Below are 18,064 nucleotides of genomic sequence, written 5' to 3' on the forward strand. Positions count from 1 at the left end.
ACAGGCACCGCTGTGATGCCTGTCGCCGGAGAGGTCAGTACAGCGCAGCGAACAGCTTGCGGCGGTAAGCGGTAACCAGCGGGTGATCATTGCCCAGCAGGTCGAACACTTGCAGCAACGTTTTGTGCGGCAGGCCTTCAGCGTAATTGCGGTTGCGGATGAACAGCTTGAGCAGTCCGTCGAGTGCGGCTTCGTACTGCTGACGCGACAGGTGCTGGATCGCCAGTTGGTGCGCGGCTTCGTCATCCTGTGGGTTCTGCGCCAGGCGGCTTTTCAGCTCGGCGGCATCCGGCAGGGTGGCAGCTTCAGCGAGAAAGGTCAGTTGCGCCTTGGCGCCGGCCAGCTCGGCTTTGTGCGCATCGCCCGTCACGGCGTCCAGCACCGCGTTGGCTTCGCTCAGCTCGCCACGCTCCGCCAGGCAGCGTGCGTACAGAATCAGCGCGGCCGCGTTGCTGTTGTCTTCGCCCAGCAGCACCTTGAGCACCGCCTCGGCCTCGGAGAAGCGGCTTTCGGCGAACAGCGTTTGCGCCTGCTTGAGCGGGTCGGCGGCTGGCGGTGGCGGCATGACGACGTGCTGCTCGAGAATCTTGCGGATCTCCGATTCCGGCTGGGCCCCGGCGAAACCATCCACCGGCTGGCCGTCCTTGAACAGCACCACGGTTGGCAGGCTGCGAATACCGAAGCGTGCGACGACATCCGGCTCTGCGTCGCAATCGACCTTGGCCAGCAACAGTTCGCCCTGATAGCTTTCGGTGATCTGCTGCAAGAGGGGCATCAAAACCTTGCAGGGCGCACACCACTCGGCCCAGAAATCGACCAGTACGGGCTGATCGAATGACTTGTCGATGACTAACTGATCGAAGGTCGCGGTGGTCGCGTCGAAGATGTAAGCAGTGTCCTGGCTCATTGCGCGTCTCGAAGATTCTGAATGCCGCCAACTATAAAGCCCGCAGGGCAATGCTGAAAGCGGCGTAACAGAGTCTCGCTCCGATGCTCTGCTTTGGCACGCCTGCTGGAGCGTGCGTAAGCAACTATCGTATGACGGGAAACGCATTCGCGTGCGGAACGATCACTTCAACTGTCGATCATGGCGCCTTGACGAACTGCAACTGCCCCAATGCCTGCGTGGTTGGCTGGTCGATACGCATCGACGGCAGGTGCAGGATCAACTGCCCGGACTGGCTGGCGCGGCCACGCAGTTCCACGCGTCCGCCCACCGGAAACGCTTCCGGATTGAAACGCAGCTGGAACGGCAGCGATTGGCCGTTGCCCTTGAGCAGGGTGTTGGTCAGCAGTTTCTGTGGACGACCCCGGTCGTCGATCACCAGCATCGCCAGCTCGACTTCGGCCCCGGCCGGTACACCCAGCAGTTGCCCGCTGATTTCACGCTGAAAAGGTTGCAGCGGACCTGGCCCGGCGGGCAGCTTGATCGACGGAGCAACCGGTGGCGGTGCAGCAGGTTTCGGGGCGTCATTGCTGCTGCATGCGGCCAGCAAACCGACGAGGCCTAGCAAAAACAGGGTTCGTAGCGTCATCAAAAGCTCCACAAGGCAAAAATCAAAAGGCTGCGCGACGCCAGAGCTGCAGTATTACCGAGTGCGGGCAATTTAACATCGCTTTAATGCGCGTCTATCTATATACCGTAAAGGCCCAGCCTTGTCTTGCCGACAGGATGCGCTAACATGGCGCTCCTCATTCTTTCGTTGCCAGCCACCATGCATTGTCCCTTCTGCGGTGCCAATGACACCAAAGTCATCGACTCCCGCCTCGTCGCCGAAGGCGAGCAAGTACGCCGCCGCCGCGAATGCCTGGCCTGTGTCGAGCGTTTCACCACGTTCGAGACTGCCGAGCTGGTCTTGCCGCGTCTGATCAAGCAGGACGGCAGCCGCCAGCCTTTCGATGAAGAAAAACTGCGCGCCGGCATGCAGCGCGCCCTTGAAAAGCGTCCGGTGAGTGTCGAGCGACTTGAAGCCGCGCTGGCGCATATCAAGCACAAGCTGCGGGCGACCGGCGAACGTGAAGTCAAATCGCTGGTCGTCGGCGAACTGGTCATGGCCGAACTGCAAAAACTCGACGAAGTGGCCTATATCCGTTTCGCGTCGGTGTACCGCCGTTTTCAGGATCTCAACGAATTTCGTGAAGAAATCGACCGTCTGGCCCGCGAGCCGGGTAAGGAATGAGTGCATTGTTGACTGAGCAGGCTGCCCTCGACGTTCATTACATGGCGCGTGCGCTGGAACTGGCGCGCAAAGGTCTGTATTCCACGCACCCCAACCCGCGAGTCGGCTGCGTCATCGTGCGTGATGGCCAGATCGTCGGCGAGGGCTGGCATGCGCGAGCAGGCGAGCCCCATGCTGAAGTGCATGCCTTGCGTCAGGCAGGAGAGCTGGCCAGAGGCGCGACCGCCTACGTCACGCTTGAGCCGTGCAGCCATCAGGGGCGTACGCCGCCCTGTGCCGATGCGCTGGTGGATGCCGGGCTGGCGCGCGTGGTTGCCGCGATGCAGGACCCCAATCCGGACGTTTCCGGTCGCGGCCTGCTGCGCCTGATGAATGCCGGCATCGGCGTTCAGTGCGGCGTGCTGGAAAGCGAAGCGCGGGCGCTGAACAAAGGCTTTCTCAAGCGCATGGAGACCGGTCGGCCCTATGTCCGGGTCAAACTTGCCATGAGTCTGGATGGTCGAACGGCCATGGCCAGCGGTGAAAGCCAGTGGATCACCGGCCCCGAAGCACGCTCTGCGGTGCAACGTCTGCGCGCGCAGTCAAGCGTGGTACTGACGGGCGCGGATACCGTGCTGGCAGACAACGCCCGCCTGACCGTGCGTCCTGATGAACTGGGGCTCAATGCCGAAATGAGCGCCTTGGCCGCCACGTGTCCACCCTTGCGCGTCCTGATTGACGGCCGCCTGCGTGTGCCGCTGGATGCGCCGTTCTTTCAGGCCGGCAGCGCGCTGGTGGTGACCTGTGCCGCCGCGTCGGCACGGGGCCGTTATCAGGAAGAAGGCCATGAAATGCTGGCGCTGGCCGACAGCGCGGGTCATGTGGACTTGCGCAAGCTTATGGGTGAACTGGCAAACCGTGGCGTCAACGAGGTGCTGGTCGAGGCCGGTCCGCGTCTGGCGGGTGCGTTTGCGCGTCTCGGGCTGGTCGACGAATTTCAGATTTTCATCGCCGGCAAGTTTCTCGGCTCATCGGCCCGGCCGCTGCTCGATCTGCCGCTGGCGCAGATGAGTGAAGCGCTGGAACTGCAGATCGTCGAAATGCGAGCCGTCGGCAATGACTGGCGAGTCATTGCTCTCCCTGTCTCTGCACCCGGCGTATAATTCCCGGCTTCGCCTAGCGCAGCCCTTGTTCTCCCGGAGGACCCATGTTTACCGGCATTATCGAATCAATCGGCAGCATCCGCGCCCTGACCCCCAAGGGTGGCGTCGTCCGCGTGTACGTGGAAACCGGCAAGCTCGACCTGAGTGACGTCAAACTCGGCGACAGCATCGCCGTGAATGGTGTGTGCCTGACCGCTGTCGAGTTGCCTGGCGACGGCTTCTGGGCTGACGTCAGCCGCGAAACCCTGACGGTTACCGCGTTCGTCGATCTCAAGAGCGGCAGCCGGGTCAATCTGGAGAAGGCCCTGACACCGACGACGCGTCTGGGCGGTCATCTGGTCAGCGGGCACGTCGACGGTGTCGGCGAAATCGTCTCCCGCGCCGAGAACGCCCGCGCCATTCAGTTTACGGTGCGTGCGCCGCGTGAACTGGCCAAATACATCGCTCACAAAGGCTCGATCACGGTCGACGGCACCAGCCTGACCGTCAACTCGGTCAATGGCGCCGAGTTCGAACTGACCATCGTGCCTCACACCTGGAGCGAAACCATCATGGCTGACTACCAGCCTGGCCGTAAGGTCAATCTGGAAGTGGATCTGCTGGCGCGCTATCTGGAGCGTCTGTTGCTGGGCGACAAGGCCGCCGAGCCGGGTCACGGCACGATCACCGAAAGCTTTCTGGCCGAGAACGGCTACCTGAAATCCTGAATCATGGGGGTGCCGCGTGGCGCTCAACAGTATCGAAGAACTGGTTGAAGACATTCGCCAAGGCAAGATGGTCATCCTCATGGATGACGAAGACCGCGAGAACGAAGGCGACCTGATCATGGCCGCCGAGTGTGTAAAACCCGAGCACATCAACTTCATGGCGCGTTTCGCCCGTGGTCTGATTTGCATGCCGATGACTCGCGAGCGTTGCGAAACCCTCAAGCTGCCGTTGATGGCGCCGCGTAATGGCTCCGGTTTCGGCACCAAGTTCACCGTTTCCATCGAAGCCGCCGAAGGCGTGACCACCGGTATTTCCGCCGCCGACCGCGCACGCACCGTGCAGGCTGCCGCAGCCAGGGAAGCCAAGGCCGAAGACATCGTCAGCCCGGGGCACATCTTCCCGCTGATGGCTCAGGCTGGTGGCACCCTGGCGCGCGCCGGTCATACCGAAGCGGCCTGTGATCTGGCGCGCATGGCCGGTTTCGAGCCGACCGGCCTGATCTGCGAAGTCATGAACGACGACGGCACCATGTCGCGTCGCGCCGAACTCGAAGCATTTGCACAGGAACACGACATCAAGATCGGCACCATCGCCGACCTGATTCACTACCGGATGATCCACGAACGTACCGTTCAGCGGATTGCCGAGCAGCCGATGGACAGCGAACTGGGCAGTTTCAACCTGGTGACTTACCGCGATTCGGTCGAGGGCGATGTGCATCTGGCGCTGACCCTGGGCAAAATTTGCGCAGAAGAACCGACGCTGGTTCGCGTCCACAATATGGACCCGCTGCGTGACCTGCTGATGGTCAAACAGCCCGGCCGCTGGAGTCTGCGCGCCGCCATGCGTGCGGTTAACGAGGCCGGCAGTGGCGTGGTGCTGTTGCTCGGTCACCCGCTGGATGGCGATGTGTTGCTGGCGCATATCCGGGAAACCGCCGGGCAACAACCGATCAAGATACCGACCACGTACAGCACGGTCGGTGCCGGTTCGCAGATCCTGCGTGACCTCGGTGTGCGCAAAATGCGCCTGATGAGTTCACCCATGAAGTTCAATGCGATATCCGGTTTCGATCTGGAAGTTGTAGAATACGTGCCCTCCGAATAAATATCGGCAGGTCGAGGCATGCGGAAGGCGGTTTTTTCGCGGGTTCCGGCCTGACGGTTGCGATTCGTGGCCTAATATCCCTCAAAGTTCGCCCCAAGGCGGGCTTGCTCTTTAATACGAGACTCACCGAATGACCTTGAAGACCATCGAAGGTACTTTCATCGCTCCCCAGGGCCGTTACGCTCTGGTGGTTGGCCGTTTCAACAGCTTCGTCGTGGAAAGCCTGGTTAGCGGTGCCGTTGATGCGCTGGTACGCCACGGCGTCAGCGAAAGCGACATCACCATCATCCGCGCGCCGGGTGCGTTCGAAATTCCGCTGGTCGTGCAGAAAGTTGCCCAGCGCAGCGAGTTCTCGGCCATCGTCGCGCTGGGCGCGGTGATTCGTGGCGGTACGCCGCACTTCGAATACGTGGCAGGCGAATGCGTCAAGGGCTTGTCTCAGGTGTCCATGGAATTCGGCATTCCGGTTGCCTTCGGTGTGTTGACGGTCGATTCGATCGAGCAGGCCATCGAGCGTTCCGGCACCAAGGCCGGCAACAAAGGCGCCGAAGCTGCGCTGTCCGCCATCGAAATGGTCAGTCTGCTGTCGCAGTTGGAGGCCAAGTGATTTCCGACGATACCGACCAGTTCAACCCGCGCGACGCCAAATCGCCGGAAATCGCCAAAGGCAAGAGCGCCAAACGTCGGGAAGCGCGTCAGATGGCAACCCAGGCCTTGTATCAACGGCACATGGCTGGCCACGCGCTGAACGAAATCGAAGCACAGTTTCGCGTCGACAACGACTTCAGCAATGTTGACGGCACCTACTTCCGTGAGCTGCTGCACGGTGTGGCGACCAACCAGACCGAGATCGACGCTGCGCTGGCGCCTTGTCTCGATCTGACTATCGAAGAGCTCGATCCGATTGAACTGGCGGTCTTGCGCCTGTCCACGTTCGAATTGCTCAAGCGCATCGACGTGCCTTATCGCGTGGTGATCAATGAAGGCATCGAGCTGGCCAAAGTCTACGGCTCCACTGACGGGCACAAGTTCGTCAACGGTGTGCTGGACAAGCTGGCACCGCGCCTGCGTGAAGTCGAAGTGAAGGCCTACAAGCGCTGATTTGCGCCTGACCTCATGGGAGAGTTCGAGCTGATCCGCAATTACTTCGCTGCCGCGCCCTGTGCGCAGGTGGGCGAGGACGTTGCACTGGGGATTGGCGACGACTGCGCGCTGCTGGCGGTGCCGCCCGGCGAACAGTTGGCGATCTCCACCGACACCCTGGTGGCCGGGGTGCACTTTCCTGATAGCTGCGACCCTTTTCTGCTTGGCCAGCGTGCTCTCGCAGTGTCTGCCAGTGATCTGGCGGCCATGGGCGCTCGTCCCGTTGCCTTTACCCTGGCCTTGACCCTGCCGCAGGTCGATGCCGACTGGTTGCAGGCGTTCGCGCGTGGTTTGAACCTGATGGCGCAAGGCTGCACGCTGCGCCTGATCGGGGGCGACACCACGCGTGGCCCCTTGAGCCTGACGCTGACGGTGTTCGGCGCTGTACCGGCCGGGCTTGCCCTGACGCGCAGCGGCGCTCGCGCAGGCGACCTGTTGTGTGTCGGCGGCCCACTTGGCGATGGCGCAGGGGCGTTGCCGCTGGTACTGAATCAGCGCTGCGCCGAGGTTTCGATTGCCGAGCCGCTGCTGGCGCGGTACTGGTCGCCGCAACCGCAATTGGCGCTGGGTCAGGCATTGCGCGGCAGGGCAACGTCGGCGCTGGACATCTCCGACGGTCTGCTCGCAGATTGCGGGCACATCGCCCGTGCGTCGGGCGTCCGGTTGTTGATCGAGCGCGACAGGTTGCCGATATCGCAGCCTCTGCTGGCATTGCTCGGCTTGCCCGCCGCGCGACACGCCGCGCTGAGCGGCGGTGACGATTACGTTCTGGCGTTCACCCTGCCGCCCGCGCGACTCCCCGATTTACAGGCGGCCGGCTGGCCCGTGCAGGTGATCGGGCGGGTTGAGGTCGGGCAGGGCGTGGTCCTGATCGACAGTGCCGGTGCAGATATCACCCCCGGCATTCGTGGCTACCAGCATTTCGGCGACGCGCAGTGAAGGGGGCGATTCACGTCTATCCATCGAACTTTATGATCTAAATGCTCGAGAATTCAGCCTGAGCGCCTGTAGGAACTTGCTGTTACAATGCAAATCTTGCGAATTTCCAGTCTTCATACTGATCAGGAGCACCCGATGCCCGTCGTATTTGTCGCCGCTTCCAAACTGCCTACACCTTTTGCAGAATTTGCCATGCACGGCTTTGTCGAGTCGGCAACTGGCCGTGAGCACGTTGTCCTGAGTCTGGGTGACGTCGCGGATGGCGCCCCGGTGCTTGGCCGCGTGCACTCCGAATGCCTGACGGGCGACGCCCTGTTCAGTCAGCGTTGCGATTGTGGCTCTCAGCTTGAGGCCGCTCTGCGCGCGATCGCCGCTGAAGGGCGTGGTGTATTGCTGTATCTGCGCCAGGAAGGGCGCGGTATCGGCCTGATGAACAAGATCCGCGCTTACGAGTTGCAGGACGGCGGCGCTGATACGGTCGAAGCCAACGAGCGTCTGGGCTTTGCGGCCGACCAGCGTGATTATGCGATTTGCCTGCCGATGCTTCAGCATCTGGGCGTCCAGTCATTGCGTTTGATGACCAACAACCCGCGCAAGGTCAAAGCACTGACCGACATGGGCATCAAGGTTGCCGAGCGAGTGCCGCTGCACACCGGGCAGAACCCGCATAATCGCCTTTATCTGGCGACCAAGGCCGGCAAGCTGGGACACATGATGGGCAATGAGCATCAAAGCGAGGTCGGCCCGGCGTGACACGCAGCGAGGTTCGCCAAAAGCTGGAAATGGCCTGGTGGCGTCAATTGGGTCTGACCCTGGCGCCGCTGCTGGTGGTCTGTCTGTTTTTCGGCTCCAGTGAACCGCTCATTCCGGTGCTGGCGATACCGCTGTTCATCGCAGGCATCGGCTCGATGTTTGTCAGTGTGAAGCCGTTCGGGGCTCACAGGCGTGCGTTGGCCGCCACCCAGGCCGCGATTGACACGCCCGAAGAGCCCGCCGCCTGGATCAAACTCGCCGCTGTGCGTCGCGTTGCATTTCTCGCTGCCGGGCTTCCCGCCTGGATTGCTGCAATCGCCGTACTGTTCGGCCTGCATCCGCTACCCGTTTGCCTGTTGGCGTTTTCCAGCGTGGTGCTGCTTTACCTGTATCGGCTGCCGACAGCCTGATACTGAGCATGCCTTGGGAATTCCGGAGAACGGCGCTTCTACAAAAACCGACGCATCAAGAACCCGAAGCGTCGTTCTGTGAGCTATCCACAGCAGCCTGGCGTGCCCCTTAATCGGGCTTCTGTCCGCAGGGCGTGGGAGCGGACTTGTCCGCGATAGGGTGCGTAGCGGCCCTGAAATCGGTTACCTCTGATGTACCTTGTGTACCGGTTCTGCTGCCGGTTCCCGGCAGTTCGCGGACAAGCGAAGCGTCGCCCGGTCTGCTCCCACACAAGCGAAGCGTCTGCCGGTCTGCTCCCACCCAGGCGAAGCGTCGCCCGGTCCGCTCTCACACAGCGAAGGGCTGCCCTGTCCGCTATCCATAGCAGCCTCGAGTGCCCATAAATCAGGCTTCTGCCCGAAGGGCGTAGGAGCGGACTTGTCCGCGATGGGCTGCGTAGCGGGCCCAAAGCCGGTGACCTTGGTTGTGTCTGATGTACCGTGTGTACCGGTTCTGCTGCCGGTTCCCGGCAGTTCGCGGACAAGCGAAGCGTCGCCCGGTCCGCTCCCACACAAGCGCGGCGGCACCTGTCCGCTTCACGGTTTGAGTCGGGAGCGGACTTGTATAGCCGTCAGCCCATCAAAACCAGTCGCTTATTGATCGCTGCTTCAATCCCTTCGGCATTCAGCCCGCATTCGGCGAGCATCTGCGCGGGTTTGGCGTGTTCGACGTAAACGTCCGGCAAGCCCAGGTGCAGCACTGACTTGAGGATGTTGGCGCGGGCCAGGAATTCGCTGACCGCCGCACCGGCACCGCCCATGACTGCGTTTTCTTCCAGTGTGACCAGCAGTTCGTGATGAGCGGCAGCTTCACGCACCAGCGTCTCGTCCAGCGGTTTGACGAAGCGCATGTCGATGACCGTCGCATCCAGTTTCTCGGCCACCACCAACGCCTCGGTAAGTTGCACGCCAAAGACCAGTATCGCAACGCCCTGGCCTTGTCGATGCACAACGCCCTTGCCGATTTCAACCGGCTCGAGGTCGGCTTCGATCACTGCGTTCGGGCCGGTGCCGCGCGGGTAGCGCACGGCCGCCGGTCCGTTGTGCAGATAACCGGTGCTGAGCAATTTGCGCAGTTCGTTTTCATCACTTGGCGTCATGACGACGATGCCGGGGATACAGCGCAGGTACGACAAATCGAAGCTGCCTGCGTGAGTCGGGCCGTCTTCGCCGACCAGTCCGGCGCGATCGATGGCGAACAGGACGTCGAGGTTCTGCACCGCAACGTCATGCACCAGTTGGTCATAGCCGCGTTGCAGGAAAGTCGAGTAAATCGCCACAACCGGCTTGCTGCCTTCGCAGGCCATACCCGCCGCCAGGGTCACGGCATGCTGTTCGGCAATGGCTACGTCAAAGTAACGTTCAGGAAAACGTTCGCTGAATTCAACCAGGTCCGAACCTTCCTTCATGGCTGGCGTAATGCCTACCAGACGGGAATCGGCAGCCGCCATGTCGCAGATCCACTGGCCGAACACGCCGGAATACTTCGGCGCGCTGACTTTTTTCTGGATGCTGACCGGCGCATTCGCCGGTTCGAGCTTGGTGATCGCATGGTAGCCAATCGGGTCGACCTCGGCTGGCGCGAAGCCTTTGCCTTTCTTGGTCACGACATGCAGAAACTGCGGGCCTTTCAGATCCCGCATGTTGCGCAGCGTGGCGATCAGGGTTGGCAGGTCGTGGCCGTCGATCGGGCCGATGTAATTCCAGCCCAGCTCTTCGAACAATGTGCCTGGGACCAGCATGCCCTTGGCGTACTCTTCGGTGCGCCGCGCGATTTCCCAGGCGCCGGGCAGGCGCGAAAGCACTTTCTTGCTGCCTTCACGCATGCTGGTGTAAGTGCGACTGGAGAGAATCTTCGCCAGATAATTCGACAGCCCGCCGACGTTGCGCGAGATCGACATGTCGTTGTCATTGAGAATGACCAGCATGTCTGCCGCGACTTCCGGCGCGTGGTTCAACGCTTCGAACGCCATGCCTGCCGTCAACGCGCCGTCGCCGATTACCGCGATGGATTTGCGCTCGCTGCCTTGCAGACGCGAGGCAATCGCCATGCCCAGCGCGGCACTGATCGAGGTACTGGAGTGGCCGACGCCAAAGGTGTCGTACTCACTTTCGCTGCGGCGCGGAAAGGCAGCAACACCGTCCTTCTGGCGCAGCGTGGACATACGCGCACGACGGCCGGTCAGAATTTTGTGCGGATAGGCTTGATGGCCCACGTCCCACACCAGACGGTCGTCCGGCGTGTCGAACACGTAATGCAGGGCAATGGTCAGCTCGATGACCCCAAGACCGGCACCGAAATGCCCGCCGGTCTGGCCAACGGAGTACAGCAGCTCCAGGCGCAGTTCATCGGCCAGGGTTTCCAGCTCGGCTTCACCCAGACGGCGCAGGCCTTCCGGTGTATCAGCACGGTCGAGCAGCGGAGTAACTGGGCGCTCGCGGGGGATGTCTTTGAACGTCGTGGGCATCAGGCGAATCGTTATAAGTAAAAGAGGCGGCAGTTTACCTTATGCATCGCAAGCTGCCCATGAAGTGAGTCGGCGGATAGTCCGTCTACTCACAAGCTTAGTGACTGTGACCTGATGAACTCCGGTTGATTCATCGAAATTCGGTCTGGCTGATCGCCCTCAGTGGCGACGTTCCACGATGTAGCGTGCCAGCTCGCGCAACGGCTCGGCCTGAGGGCCGAAATCAGCCAGTGCGCCCAGCGCCTGATCGCGCAATTCCAGGGCATAACCCTTGGCTGCCTGCAGCCCGATCAGCGCCGGGTAGGTCGGCTTGTCGCGCGCGATATCGGCACCCTGGCGCTTGCCGAGGGTGGCGGTATCGCTTTCGACATCGAGGATGTCGTCCTGCACCTGAAAAGCCAGGCCGACCGCGCGTGCATACACCTGCAAGGCAGCGAGCCGTGATTGATCGGCATGGCCGCTGGCGAGTGCGCCGAGCCTGACGCTGGCTTCGATCAACGCGCCGGTCTTGTGCCGATGCATATATTCCAGCGCAGCCTGATCCAGCTTCAGCCCGACCGAACCCAGGTCGATCGCCTGTCCGCCGACCATTCCGGCCGGCCCTGCGGCAGCGGCCAGTGTGCTGACCATCTGCAAACGGGTTTCGGCATCGCGTGAGCTGAGGTGTGGTGCGAGCAGCGCGGTGAACGCCAGACTCTGCAAGCCGTCACCGGCAAGGATCGCACAGGCCTCATCGAATGCCTTGTGCGTGGTGGGCTGGCCACGGCGCAGATCGTCATCGTCCATCGCCGGCAAGTCATCGTGTACCAGCGAATAAGCATGGATCAGCTCAACCGCGCAGGCCGCACCGTTGGCATCTTCGGCGACACCGCCCAGCGCTTCGCAGGCTGCGTAGGCGAGCAATGGGCGCACGCGCTTGCCACCGTTCATCACGCTGTAGCGCATGGCGTCGTAGAGGCGTGTCAGTTCAGGGCTCGGAGCCTGAAACAGGCCCTCGAGCGCGGCATTCACACGCGTCTGGCTTTGCGCCTGATAGCTCGCAATCATTCGGGGAGTTCCGCGTCGTCGAACGGCTCTTCGGTCAGCTCACCGTCGCGTTCCAGCAAGACCTGAACCTTCTGCTCGGCCTGGGTGAGGGCGCTCTGGCAGTCGCGGGTCAGACGCACACCCTGCTCGAAGGCGGTCAGAGAGTCTTCCAGAGACAGTTCGCCATTCTCCAGCCGCTCTACCAGCGCTTGCAGATCAGCGAGGGACTGTTCGAAATCCAGTGCAGCTTTCTTGCGGGCCATGGGGGCATTTCCGGTAGAGGTTAAACCGCGCGACACTAGCAGAGCGACGGCGTCGGGGCAAATCACGGCGACGGGTCTGTGCCATTGCCGTGGCTGGGAGGATCAACCCGCTGCAAACCCGTTGTGCAGATCAGCGATCAGATCGTCCGGGCTTTCCAGACCGATCTGCAAGCGCAACATCGGCCCGGTGCCTCGGTCGGGCCCGTGCTGTTCGATCTCGGTGATCAGGCTTTCGAAACCGCCCCAGGAATAGCCGATCCCGAACAGCTGCAAGGCACTGACGAAGCGATCCAGCACCTGACGATCAGCGGTTTTGAACTCGAAGCTGAGCAAACCGTTGCAACCGTGGAAATCGCGCTTCCAGATAGCGTGGCCCGGATCATCCGGTAATGCGGGGTAGAGCACGCGCGCGACCTGAGGCTGGCGCTGTAACCACTGCGCCACGTGCAGCGCATGTCGTTCATGCATTTCCATGCGCGCGGCCAGGCTTCGTGCGCCGCGCAGCACCAGATAGGCATCGTCGGGGCTGACGGTGTTGCCTACTGCGGTATTCATGGTTTTGAGGGCTGGCCAGTGGGCTTCGGTGGTGCTGACGCTGCCCATCATCACGTCCGAATGGCCGGCCACGTACTTGGTCAGCGCCATCAGCGATATATCTGCGCCCAGTTCCAGCGGCTTGTACAGCACCCCCGAACCCCAGGAGTTATCCACCGCCAGCAGCAGGTTCTTTGCTTTGCACAGCCGCGACAGGGCGGGCAGGTCACACATGTCGAAGGTCAGCGAGCCCGGCACTTCCGCGTAGATCATCCGCGTATTGGTTTTGATCAGGGATTCCACATCGCTGCCGTCGGCGCTGTAAAAATCGAATTGAATGTCGAACGCTTTTAGCAACGTGTTCGCCAGTCGCCGCACCGGACCATAGACCGACTCGGTGATCAGCACGTGATCGCCCGGATGCATAAAGGATTGAAACATCTGCGCCACTGCGGCGAGCCCGGTCGGGTACAGGCAGGTGCCGTGGGCGCCTTCAAGCTCGGAGACCAGATCCTGCAGGGCGAAGGCCGTCGGATTGCCATTGGCGCCGTAAGTCAGCGAACGTTCCGGCCCCGCCGTGCGGATCTCTGCGTCCCGCAAACTTTGCAGGCTGTCGAACAGCACGGTGCTGACGCGCACCACCGGTGGATTGACCGCCAGCCCCGGCCCGCTGCTTGCGCTACGGCCGCGTTGCGACAGGGCAGTGTGAGCTCGAGGGTCTTTGCTGTGCGGCATCTGGGGCTCCGGAACGAATGACGTTAGCGGGCAAGCGTAATGCATCCGTGCGGTTGTCAGGTATTACTGATCGTCCCTGGCGCTGTCCAGTGCGTAAAACTCGTGGAGTTTGGCCTGTAACCATTGTCGATCCGGCAATCGCGTCTGGTATTCGGCAATCAGTGCGGGTGACAACGAGCGGTTCAGGGCGTACTCCACCACTTCATCGTTTTTGCTGGCGCACAGCAGCACGCCAATGGCGGGGTTTTCATGAGGTTTGCGCTCCGTCTGGTCCAGTGCTTCCAGATAGAAATTCACCTTACCCAGGTACTCTGGCTCAAAGCGCCCCACCTTGAGTTCGATGGCCACCAGGCAGTTGAGGCCGCGATGGAAAAACAGCAGGTCCAGCGCGAAATCCTGGCCACCCACCTGCACCGGATATTCTGAGCCGACGAAGCAGAAGTCTCGGCCCAGTTCGATCAGAAAATCCCTCAGACGCTGCAGCAACCCGCGATGCAGATCCGCTTCGGCATGGCCCGGAGGCAGCTCCAGAAATTCCACCATGTAGGCATCACGAAACACATCCAGCGCGGCTGGCCGGGTCTCCTTGAGCATGGCTGAGGCTTTGGCCGGCTGGGTGACACTGCGTTCAAACAGGGCTGTCTTGAATTGGCGTTCCAGTTCGCGGCTGGACCACTTCTCCTTGATTGCCATGCGCATGTAAAACTCACGCTCTTCCGGGCGTTTACTCTGGCTGAAAATGGTCAGGTGGTGAGTCCATGGCAATTGTGTCAGCACTGCTGACACTTTTTCATCGTCACGGTAAACCTCGTAGAACTGGCGCATGCGGAACAGATTTCGACGCGTAAACCCGCGTAGCCCCGGTTGGGTGGTGGCCAGATGATCGGCAAGCTGGCTGACCACCGCGTCACCCCACTCGGCGCTTTCAATCTTGCGGCTGATGTGCGCGCCGACTTGCCAGTAAAGCTCGATCAGGCGAGTGTTGACCGCTTGTGCAGCCTGCTGCCGAGCGCTTTGAATCATCGCGAGCACTTCATCAAAGCGATCGGCGGCCGGTGTCTGCGGTGCGTTTGGAGTACTCATGCGGCAACTACTCCGTTACGCGGCCGACGGACAGGCAGTTGCAAGGTCTGAGTAAGGTGGATGATTCCCGGATTCATGGCAGGTGCGTCCTTGGACAGTCTTTAAGGCCGGCTACTTTACGTCCGGATCACACCTGCTCGATTCAGATTTTCCGATGGGTTTGTCACATCAGGTTTCCGTTGCCGAAGACCTTGATTCGCCCCTTATTTTTCCAGGTCAGATGCGGCATGCCGCTCGGGAACCTGATCAGCTTCTTCGCCCCAGGTGCGGTTGACCTTCTGGCCTTTTACCACTGCCGGGCGCGCTGCAATTTCCTCAGTCCAGCGGATGAGGTTCGGGTATTCATGCACCGACAGGAACTCGGCAGCCGAATAAACCTTGTTGCGCACCAGCGCGCCATACCACGGCCACACGGCGATATCGGCAATCGTATACGTGTCGCCCGCCAGGTAGCGGTGTTCCGCCAGGCGACGGTCCAGCACGTCGAGCTGACGTTTGGCCTCCATCGCAAACCGGTTGATGGGGTACTCGAGCTTCTCGGGCGCATACGCATAGAAATGCCCGAACCCGCCGCCCAGATAAGGCGCAGCGCCCATCTGCCAGAACAGCCAGTTCAGGGTCTCGGTACGTCCTGCCGGATCGGCAGGCAGGAACGCGGAAAACTTCTCCGCCAGATACAGCAGAATCGATCCGGATTCGAACACCCGCACAGGCGTCTCATGGCTTCGGTCCAGCAGCGCAGGGATTTTCGAGTTGGGATTGATCTCGACAAAGCCGCTGGAAAACTGCTCACCCTCGGAGATGCGAATCAGCCACGCGTCGTATTCCGCTCCACTGTGTCCCAGCGCCAGCAACTCCTCCAGCATGATCGTGACCTTCATCCCATTGGGCGTCGCCAGCGAATACAGCTGCAGCGGATGCTTGCCGACGGGCAATTCCTTTTCATGTGTAGGACCGGCGACAGGGCGGTTAATGCTGGCAAATGTACCGCCTGAGGACGTGTCCTGTTGCCAGACCTTTGGCGGAGTGTAAGGAGTATCAGTCATCGGTAGCCTCGCTTGTTCAAAGGGGGATCGTTGTCGGATGTTTTTTCCTGATTCAGGAGTTTGTGGAATATTCCCACAACAAGCAAGGCACGGTCCTATAGCTGCCTTTCACCCAAAAGGAGGAGCATGTGCTTGCAGCAGAAAGTTGCGAGATTCTCTTCCCACCGGCTGGACTAAAACATGTCGTTATTATGCAGTACTGGCATCATCAAGTGGCGCGATCTAGTGATTAATCTTGTCTCCAAAGAAATCAAGATTCGTTACATGGGCGCAACATTGGGTTTTGTGTGGTCGTTGGGTAATCCGCTGGTCGTTACGCTCACTTATTACACCGTCTTCACTTATATCCTGCCAAGCAGCCAGGATCGCTTTGCACTTCATCTGGTAACAGGCATCGTGCACTGGATGCTTCTGACACAAATAGTGTCGCAGAGCGGCGAGTGGCTCATCAATAACGGCAATCTCATTCGCAAGTTACGTTTTCCCCGCCTGTTGTTACCGGTCTCGGGGGCGCTGGCGATTGTCGTATTCTGGATCGGTTGCATGCTCGTCTATGCCTCGTTGTTTACGGTGTTGGGTGGTGAGTTCACACGCGCCTTGCTGTTCTACCCGATTGTGCTGCTTGCGTTCATGTCACTGATCATGGGCGTCGGCCTGGCGCTCAGTGTCATCCAGATCACCGTGCGGGATGCCAGGCACTTCATCGATGTGTTCCTGCCCTTGCTGTTCTGGTTGACGCCAATCGTATGGGTCACCTCGTCGTTGCCTGAAGGCATCGCCAGCATCGTTGCCTATAACCCGGTTGCCCTGTACTTCAACAGTTTCAGCAGCATTCTGCATGCCGGAGTCGTTCCGGATACTCGAGATCTTGTGCTTTGCGTATTGCTGGGCGCTGCATCGCTGCTTATCGGGCTCTTCATGTTCAGGAAAGTGGACCGCGTGGTGGAGTACTTATGAGCACTGTCGTCATCAAGGCAGAAAACCTCACCAAGCAGTTCGTTCTGCGCCACAACCGGGGTGGTTTGAAGCAAAAGTTCCTGAGCCTGTTTGACGTCAGGCACCGTGAGCGCGTCGAAGATTTTACCGCCGTTCGCGATGTTTCGTTCACCTTGTGCAAGGGGGAGTCGCTGGCATTGGTGGGGCACAACGGCTCAGGTAAAAGCACGCTGCTGCAATTGGTTTCACGCATTCTTGTTCCTACCAGCGGCCGTTTGACGACGGTGGGCCGCGTCGCTCCGCTGATTGAAATAGGTGTGGGTTTTCACCCTGAACTGACGGGTGAAGAAAATATTTACCTGAACGCCAGCCTGTTCGGATTGAGCAACAAGGAAATACGTTCACGCTTCAATGAGATCGTTGATTTTTCCGGTCTTGGAGACTTTATTGATACGCCGGTAAAAAACTATTCATCCGGCATGTATATGCGTCTGGGGTTTTCTGTCGCTGTCCATGTAGAGCCACAGACGTTATTGGCTGATGAAGTACTTGCTGTGGGTGACGAAGCCTTCAAGCGCAAATGTCACGAGCGCATCCGCGGTATGCAGGAAGACGGAATGGCCTTGATTCTTGTCACTCACGCAGTAGAAGAAGGCAAAGAGTTTTGCCAGCGATACCTGACCCTCGAACGTGGCCAGATGATTGAGCACGGTCATTATTAACACCGCCGCTCTTATACCCTGAAGCTTTATCAACACACCTGTAACGCTATTTCATGAAGGTATTTCCATGCTGCAAATTATTGTTCCCATGGCAGGGGCCGGCAGTCGCTTTGCGGTAGCGGGATATACCGACCCCAAGCCTCTGATCCCTGTACACGGCGTACCGATGATCAAAGTCGTGATCGACAACCTGACGCCGGATTGCCCGCACACATTCATCTTCATCTGTCAGGCGGAGCACGTTGCGAGATACGGGCTTGAGGAAAAACTCAATGACTGGGCGCCGGGATGCAAAGTCGTCGAGCTGGAAGGGGTCACCGATGGCGCGGCCTGTACGGTGTATGCGGCGAAACACCTGATCGACCCTGCTCACCCGGTGATGATTGCCAACAGCGACCAGTACGTTGACGTGGACATCGATGCCTATCTGCGTGCCATGCAGGAAGCTGATGCCGATGGCCTGATCATGACGATGAAGGCCAATGACCCGAAGTGGTCATTCGTCGGCTTCAATCCGCAAGGCCTGATCGATCGGGTGGTGGAGAAACAGGTCATCTCCGACGAAGCGACCGTCGGTATCTATAACTTCCGCAGCGCCAGTCAGTTGCTATCCGCCATTGAGGCCATGTTCGAGAAAGACTTGCGGGTCAACGGTGAGTTCTACATTGCCCCGGCCTACAACGAGCTCATTGAACACGGCGCCACAGTCGTTCATTACAACGTTGGTTCCGAAGGCTTTGGCATGTATGGCCTGGGTATTCCTGCCGACCTGAATCTGTTCCTGTCATTGCCCGTGAGCAGGCAAGCAACATCGGGCGAGGCCTGCTGAC

The 18,064-nt window shown here is 60.2% G+C and carries 20 protein-coding genes; 12 read left to right on the forward strand and 8 right to left on the reverse strand.

Going from position 1 to position 18,064, the window contains the following annotated elements; all coding sequences use genetic code 11:
- Positions 1 to 34: 34 nt before the first annotated feature.
- Positions 35 to 907, reverse strand: a complete 873-nt coding sequence (gene trxA, locus BLT55_RS25170) for a thioredoxin (RefSeq protein WP_055000253.1) — start codon at positions 905 to 907, stop codon at positions 35 to 37.
- Between the two features lie 178 nt (positions 908 to 1,085).
- Positions 1,086 to 1,535 (reverse strand): hypothetical protein, encoded by a 450-nt coding sequence (locus tag BLT55_RS25175; protein WP_007250877.1) that lies wholly within the window; start codon positions 1,533 to 1,535, stop codon positions 1,086 to 1,088.
- Between the two features lie 180 nt (positions 1,536 to 1,715).
- Between BLT55_RS25175 and nrdR the strand changes: the two genes are divergently transcribed.
- The 9 genes from nrdR to BLT55_RS25220 all read left to right on the forward strand — a co-directional run bounded on the left by nrdR (position 1,716) and on the right by BLT55_RS25220 (position 8,382).
- On the forward strand, positions 1,716 to 2,180 hold the full coding sequence (gene nrdR, locus BLT55_RS25180) for a transcriptional regulator NrdR (protein ID WP_007250876.1): 465 nt from the start codon (positions 1,716 to 1,718) through the stop codon (positions 2,178 to 2,180).
- Positions 2,177 to 3,322, forward strand: coding sequence for a bifunctional diaminohydroxyphosphoribosylaminopyrimidine deaminase/5-amino-6-(5-phosphoribosylamino)uracil reductase RibD (ribD, locus tag BLT55_RS25185; protein ID WP_074801074.1), 1,146 nt, complete (start codon positions 2,177 to 2,179; stop codon positions 3,320 to 3,322). The genes nrdR and ribD overlap by 4 nt, the downstream gene beginning before the upstream one ends.
- A 44-nt stretch (positions 3,323 to 3,366) precedes the next feature.
- Positions 3,367 to 4,029 carry a riboflavin synthase gene (locus tag BLT55_RS25190; protein WP_055000251.1) on the forward strand — a complete coding sequence of 221 codons (663 nt, stop codon included), beginning with the start codon at positions 3,367 to 3,369 and terminating at the stop codon, positions 4,027 to 4,029.
- Between the two features lie 16 nt (positions 4,030 to 4,045).
- On the forward strand, positions 4,046 to 5,137 hold the full coding sequence (gene ribBA, locus BLT55_RS25195; protein WP_054080185.1) for a bifunctional 3,4-dihydroxy-2-butanone-4-phosphate synthase/GTP cyclohydrolase II: 1,092 nt from the start codon (positions 4,046 to 4,048) through the stop codon (positions 5,135 to 5,137).
- Between the two features lie 130 nt (positions 5,138 to 5,267).
- Positions 5,268 to 5,744, forward strand: coding sequence for a 6,7-dimethyl-8-ribityllumazine synthase (gene ribH / locus BLT55_RS25200; protein ID WP_024646173.1), 477 nt, complete (start codon positions 5,268 to 5,270; stop codon positions 5,742 to 5,744).
- Positions 5,741 to 6,238 carry a transcription antitermination factor NusB gene (gene nusB, locus BLT55_RS25205; RefSeq protein ID WP_055000250.1) on the forward strand — a complete coding sequence of 166 codons (498 nt, stop codon included), beginning with the start codon at positions 5,741 to 5,743 and terminating at the stop codon, positions 6,236 to 6,238. The genes ribH and nusB overlap by 4 nt, the downstream gene beginning before the upstream one ends.
- A gap of 15 nt (positions 6,239 to 6,253) precedes the next feature.
- Positions 6,254 to 7,219: a thiamine-phosphate kinase gene (thiL, locus tag BLT55_RS25210; RefSeq protein ID WP_055000249.1), complete on the forward strand. Its 966-nt coding sequence runs from the start codon at positions 6,254 to 6,256 to the stop codon at positions 7,217 to 7,219.
- A gap of 135 nt (positions 7,220 to 7,354) precedes the next feature.
- Positions 7,355 to 7,972, forward strand: coding sequence for a GTP cyclohydrolase II (gene ribA, locus BLT55_RS25215; RefSeq protein WP_007250870.1), 618 nt, complete (start codon positions 7,355 to 7,357; stop codon positions 7,970 to 7,972).
- On the forward strand, positions 7,969 to 8,382 hold the full coding sequence (locus BLT55_RS25220; protein ID WP_055000248.1) for a hypothetical protein: 414 nt from the start codon (positions 7,969 to 7,971) through the stop codon (positions 8,380 to 8,382). The genes ribA and BLT55_RS25220 overlap by 4 nt, the downstream gene beginning before the upstream one ends.
- 611 nt (positions 8,383 to 8,993) lie before the next feature.
- On the opposite strand, the gene dxs is transcribed toward BLT55_RS25220, so the two are convergent.
- The 6 genes from dxs to yghU form a co-directional block, all read right to left on the reverse strand.
- Positions 8,994 to 10,889 (reverse strand): 1-deoxy-D-xylulose-5-phosphate synthase, encoded by a 1,896-nt coding sequence (gene dxs, locus BLT55_RS25230; RefSeq protein WP_055000247.1) that lies wholly within the window; start codon positions 10,887 to 10,889, stop codon positions 8,994 to 8,996.
- A 159-nt stretch (positions 10,890 to 11,048) separates the two neighbouring features.
- The gene (locus tag BLT55_RS25235; RefSeq protein ID WP_055000246.1) at positions 11,049 to 11,936 is read right to left on the reverse strand and encodes a polyprenyl synthetase family protein; all 888 of its coding nucleotides are present in this window, start codon (positions 11,934 to 11,936) and stop codon (positions 11,049 to 11,051) included.
- Positions 11,933 to 12,178 (reverse strand): exodeoxyribonuclease VII small subunit, encoded by a 246-nt coding sequence (locus tag BLT55_RS25240; RefSeq protein ID WP_003379121.1) that lies wholly within the window; start codon positions 12,176 to 12,178, stop codon positions 11,933 to 11,935. The genes BLT55_RS25235 and BLT55_RS25240 overlap by 4 nt, the downstream gene beginning before the upstream one ends.
- A gap of 102 nt (positions 12,179 to 12,280) precedes the next feature.
- Complete coding sequence (gene metC / locus BLT55_RS25245; protein WP_055000245.1) at positions 12,281 to 13,447, reverse strand: cystathionine beta-lyase; 1,167 nt, start codon at positions 13,445 to 13,447, stop codon at positions 12,281 to 12,283.
- A gap of 63 nt (positions 13,448 to 13,510) precedes the next feature.
- Positions 13,511 to 14,530 (reverse strand): PDDEXK nuclease domain-containing protein, encoded by a 1,020-nt coding sequence (locus BLT55_RS25250; RefSeq protein WP_055000244.1) that lies wholly within the window; start codon positions 14,528 to 14,530, stop codon positions 13,511 to 13,513.
- A gap of 203 nt (positions 14,531 to 14,733) precedes the next feature.
- Complete coding sequence (gene yghU / locus BLT55_RS25255) at positions 14,734 to 15,576, reverse strand: glutathione-dependent disulfide-bond oxidoreductase (protein WP_055000243.1); 843 nt, start codon at positions 15,574 to 15,576, stop codon at positions 14,734 to 14,736.
- A gap of 180 nt (positions 15,577 to 15,756) precedes the next feature.
- On the opposite strand from yghU, the gene BLT55_RS25260 reads away from it, so the two are divergent.
- The 3 genes from BLT55_RS25260 (at position 15,757) to BLT55_RS25270 (ending at position 18,063) form a co-directional block, all read left to right on the forward strand.
- Positions 15,757 to 16,533 carry an ABC transporter permease gene (locus tag BLT55_RS25260; RefSeq protein ID WP_055000242.1) on the forward strand — a complete coding sequence of 259 codons (777 nt, stop codon included), beginning with the start codon at positions 15,757 to 15,759 and terminating at the stop codon, positions 16,531 to 16,533.
- Positions 16,530 to 17,234 carry an ABC transporter ATP-binding protein gene (locus BLT55_RS25265; protein ID WP_055000241.1) on the forward strand — a complete coding sequence of 235 codons (705 nt, stop codon included), beginning with the start codon at positions 16,530 to 16,532 and terminating at the stop codon, positions 17,232 to 17,234. The genes BLT55_RS25260 and BLT55_RS25265 overlap by 4 nt, the downstream gene beginning before the upstream one ends.
- A gap of 67 nt (positions 17,235 to 17,301) precedes the next feature.
- A complete protein-coding gene (locus BLT55_RS25270; protein ID WP_055000240.1) occupies positions 17,302 to 18,063 on the forward strand; it encodes a glycosyltransferase family 2 protein in 762 nt (253 codons plus the stop codon).
- Position 18,064: the final 1 nt, after the last annotated feature.

The organism is Pseudomonas cannabina (assembly GCF_900100365.1).
Lineage (GTDB): Bacteria > Pseudomonadota > Gammaproteobacteria > Pseudomonadales > Pseudomonadaceae > Aquipseudomonas > Aquipseudomonas cannabina.

Coding starts and splice junctions, on each gene's coding strand:
- metC (WP_055000245.1), bottom strand. CDS start 13,447: ATGCCGCACAGCAAAGACCCTCGAGCTCACACTGCCCTGTCGCAACGC.
- BLT55_RS25240 (WP_003379121.1), bottom strand. CDS start 12,178: ATGGCCCGCAAGAAAGCTGCACTGGATTTCGAACAGTCCCTCGCTGAT.
- yghU (WP_055000243.1), bottom strand. CDS start 15,576: ATGACTGATACTCCTTACACTCCGCCAAAGGTCTGGCAACAGGACACG.
- BLT55_RS25175 (WP_007250877.1), bottom strand. CDS start 1,535: ATGACGCTACGAACCCTGTTTTTGCTAGGCCTCGTCGGTTTGCTGGCC.
- ribH (WP_024646173.1), top strand. CDS start 5,268: ATGACCTTGAAGACCATCGAAGGTACTTTCATCGCTCCCCAGGGCCGT.
- BLT55_RS25260 (WP_055000242.1), top strand. CDS start 15,757: ATGTCGTTATTATGCAGTACTGGCATCATCAAGTGGCGCGATCTAGTG.
- nrdR (WP_007250876.1), top strand. CDS start 1,716: ATGCATTGTCCCTTCTGCGGTGCCAATGACACCAAAGTCATCGACTCC.
- BLT55_RS25235 (WP_055000246.1), bottom strand. CDS start 11,936: ATGATTGCGAGCTATCAGGCGCAAAGCCAGACGCGTGTGAATGCCGCG.
- BLT55_RS25265 (WP_055000241.1), top strand. CDS start 16,530: ATGAGCACTGTCGTCATCAAGGCAGAAAACCTCACCAAGCAGTTCGTT.
- dxs (WP_055000247.1), bottom strand. CDS start 10,889: ATGCCCACGACGTTCAAAGACATCCCCCGCGAGCGCCCAGTTACTCCG.
- ribD (WP_074801074.1), top strand. CDS start 2,177: ATGAGTGCATTGTTGACTGAGCAGGCTGCCCTCGACGTTCATTACATG.
- BLT55_RS25270 (WP_055000240.1), top strand. CDS start 17,302: ATGCTGCAAATTATTGTTCCCATGGCAGGGGCCGGCAGTCGCTTTGCG.
- ribA (WP_007250870.1), top strand. CDS start 7,355: ATGCCCGTCGTATTTGTCGCCGCTTCCAAACTGCCTACACCTTTTGCA.
- thiL (WP_055000249.1), top strand. CDS start 6,254: ATGGGAGAGTTCGAGCTGATCCGCAATTACTTCGCTGCCGCGCCCTGT.
- BLT55_RS25250 (WP_055000244.1), bottom strand. CDS start 14,530: ATGAGTACTCCAAACGCACCGCAGACACCGGCCGCCGATCGCTTTGAT.
- BLT55_RS25190 (WP_055000251.1), top strand. CDS start 3,367: ATGTTTACCGGCATTATCGAATCAATCGGCAGCATCCGCGCCCTGACC.
- trxA (WP_055000253.1), bottom strand. CDS start 907: ATGAGCCAGGACACTGCTTACATCTTCGACGCGACCACCGCGACCTTC.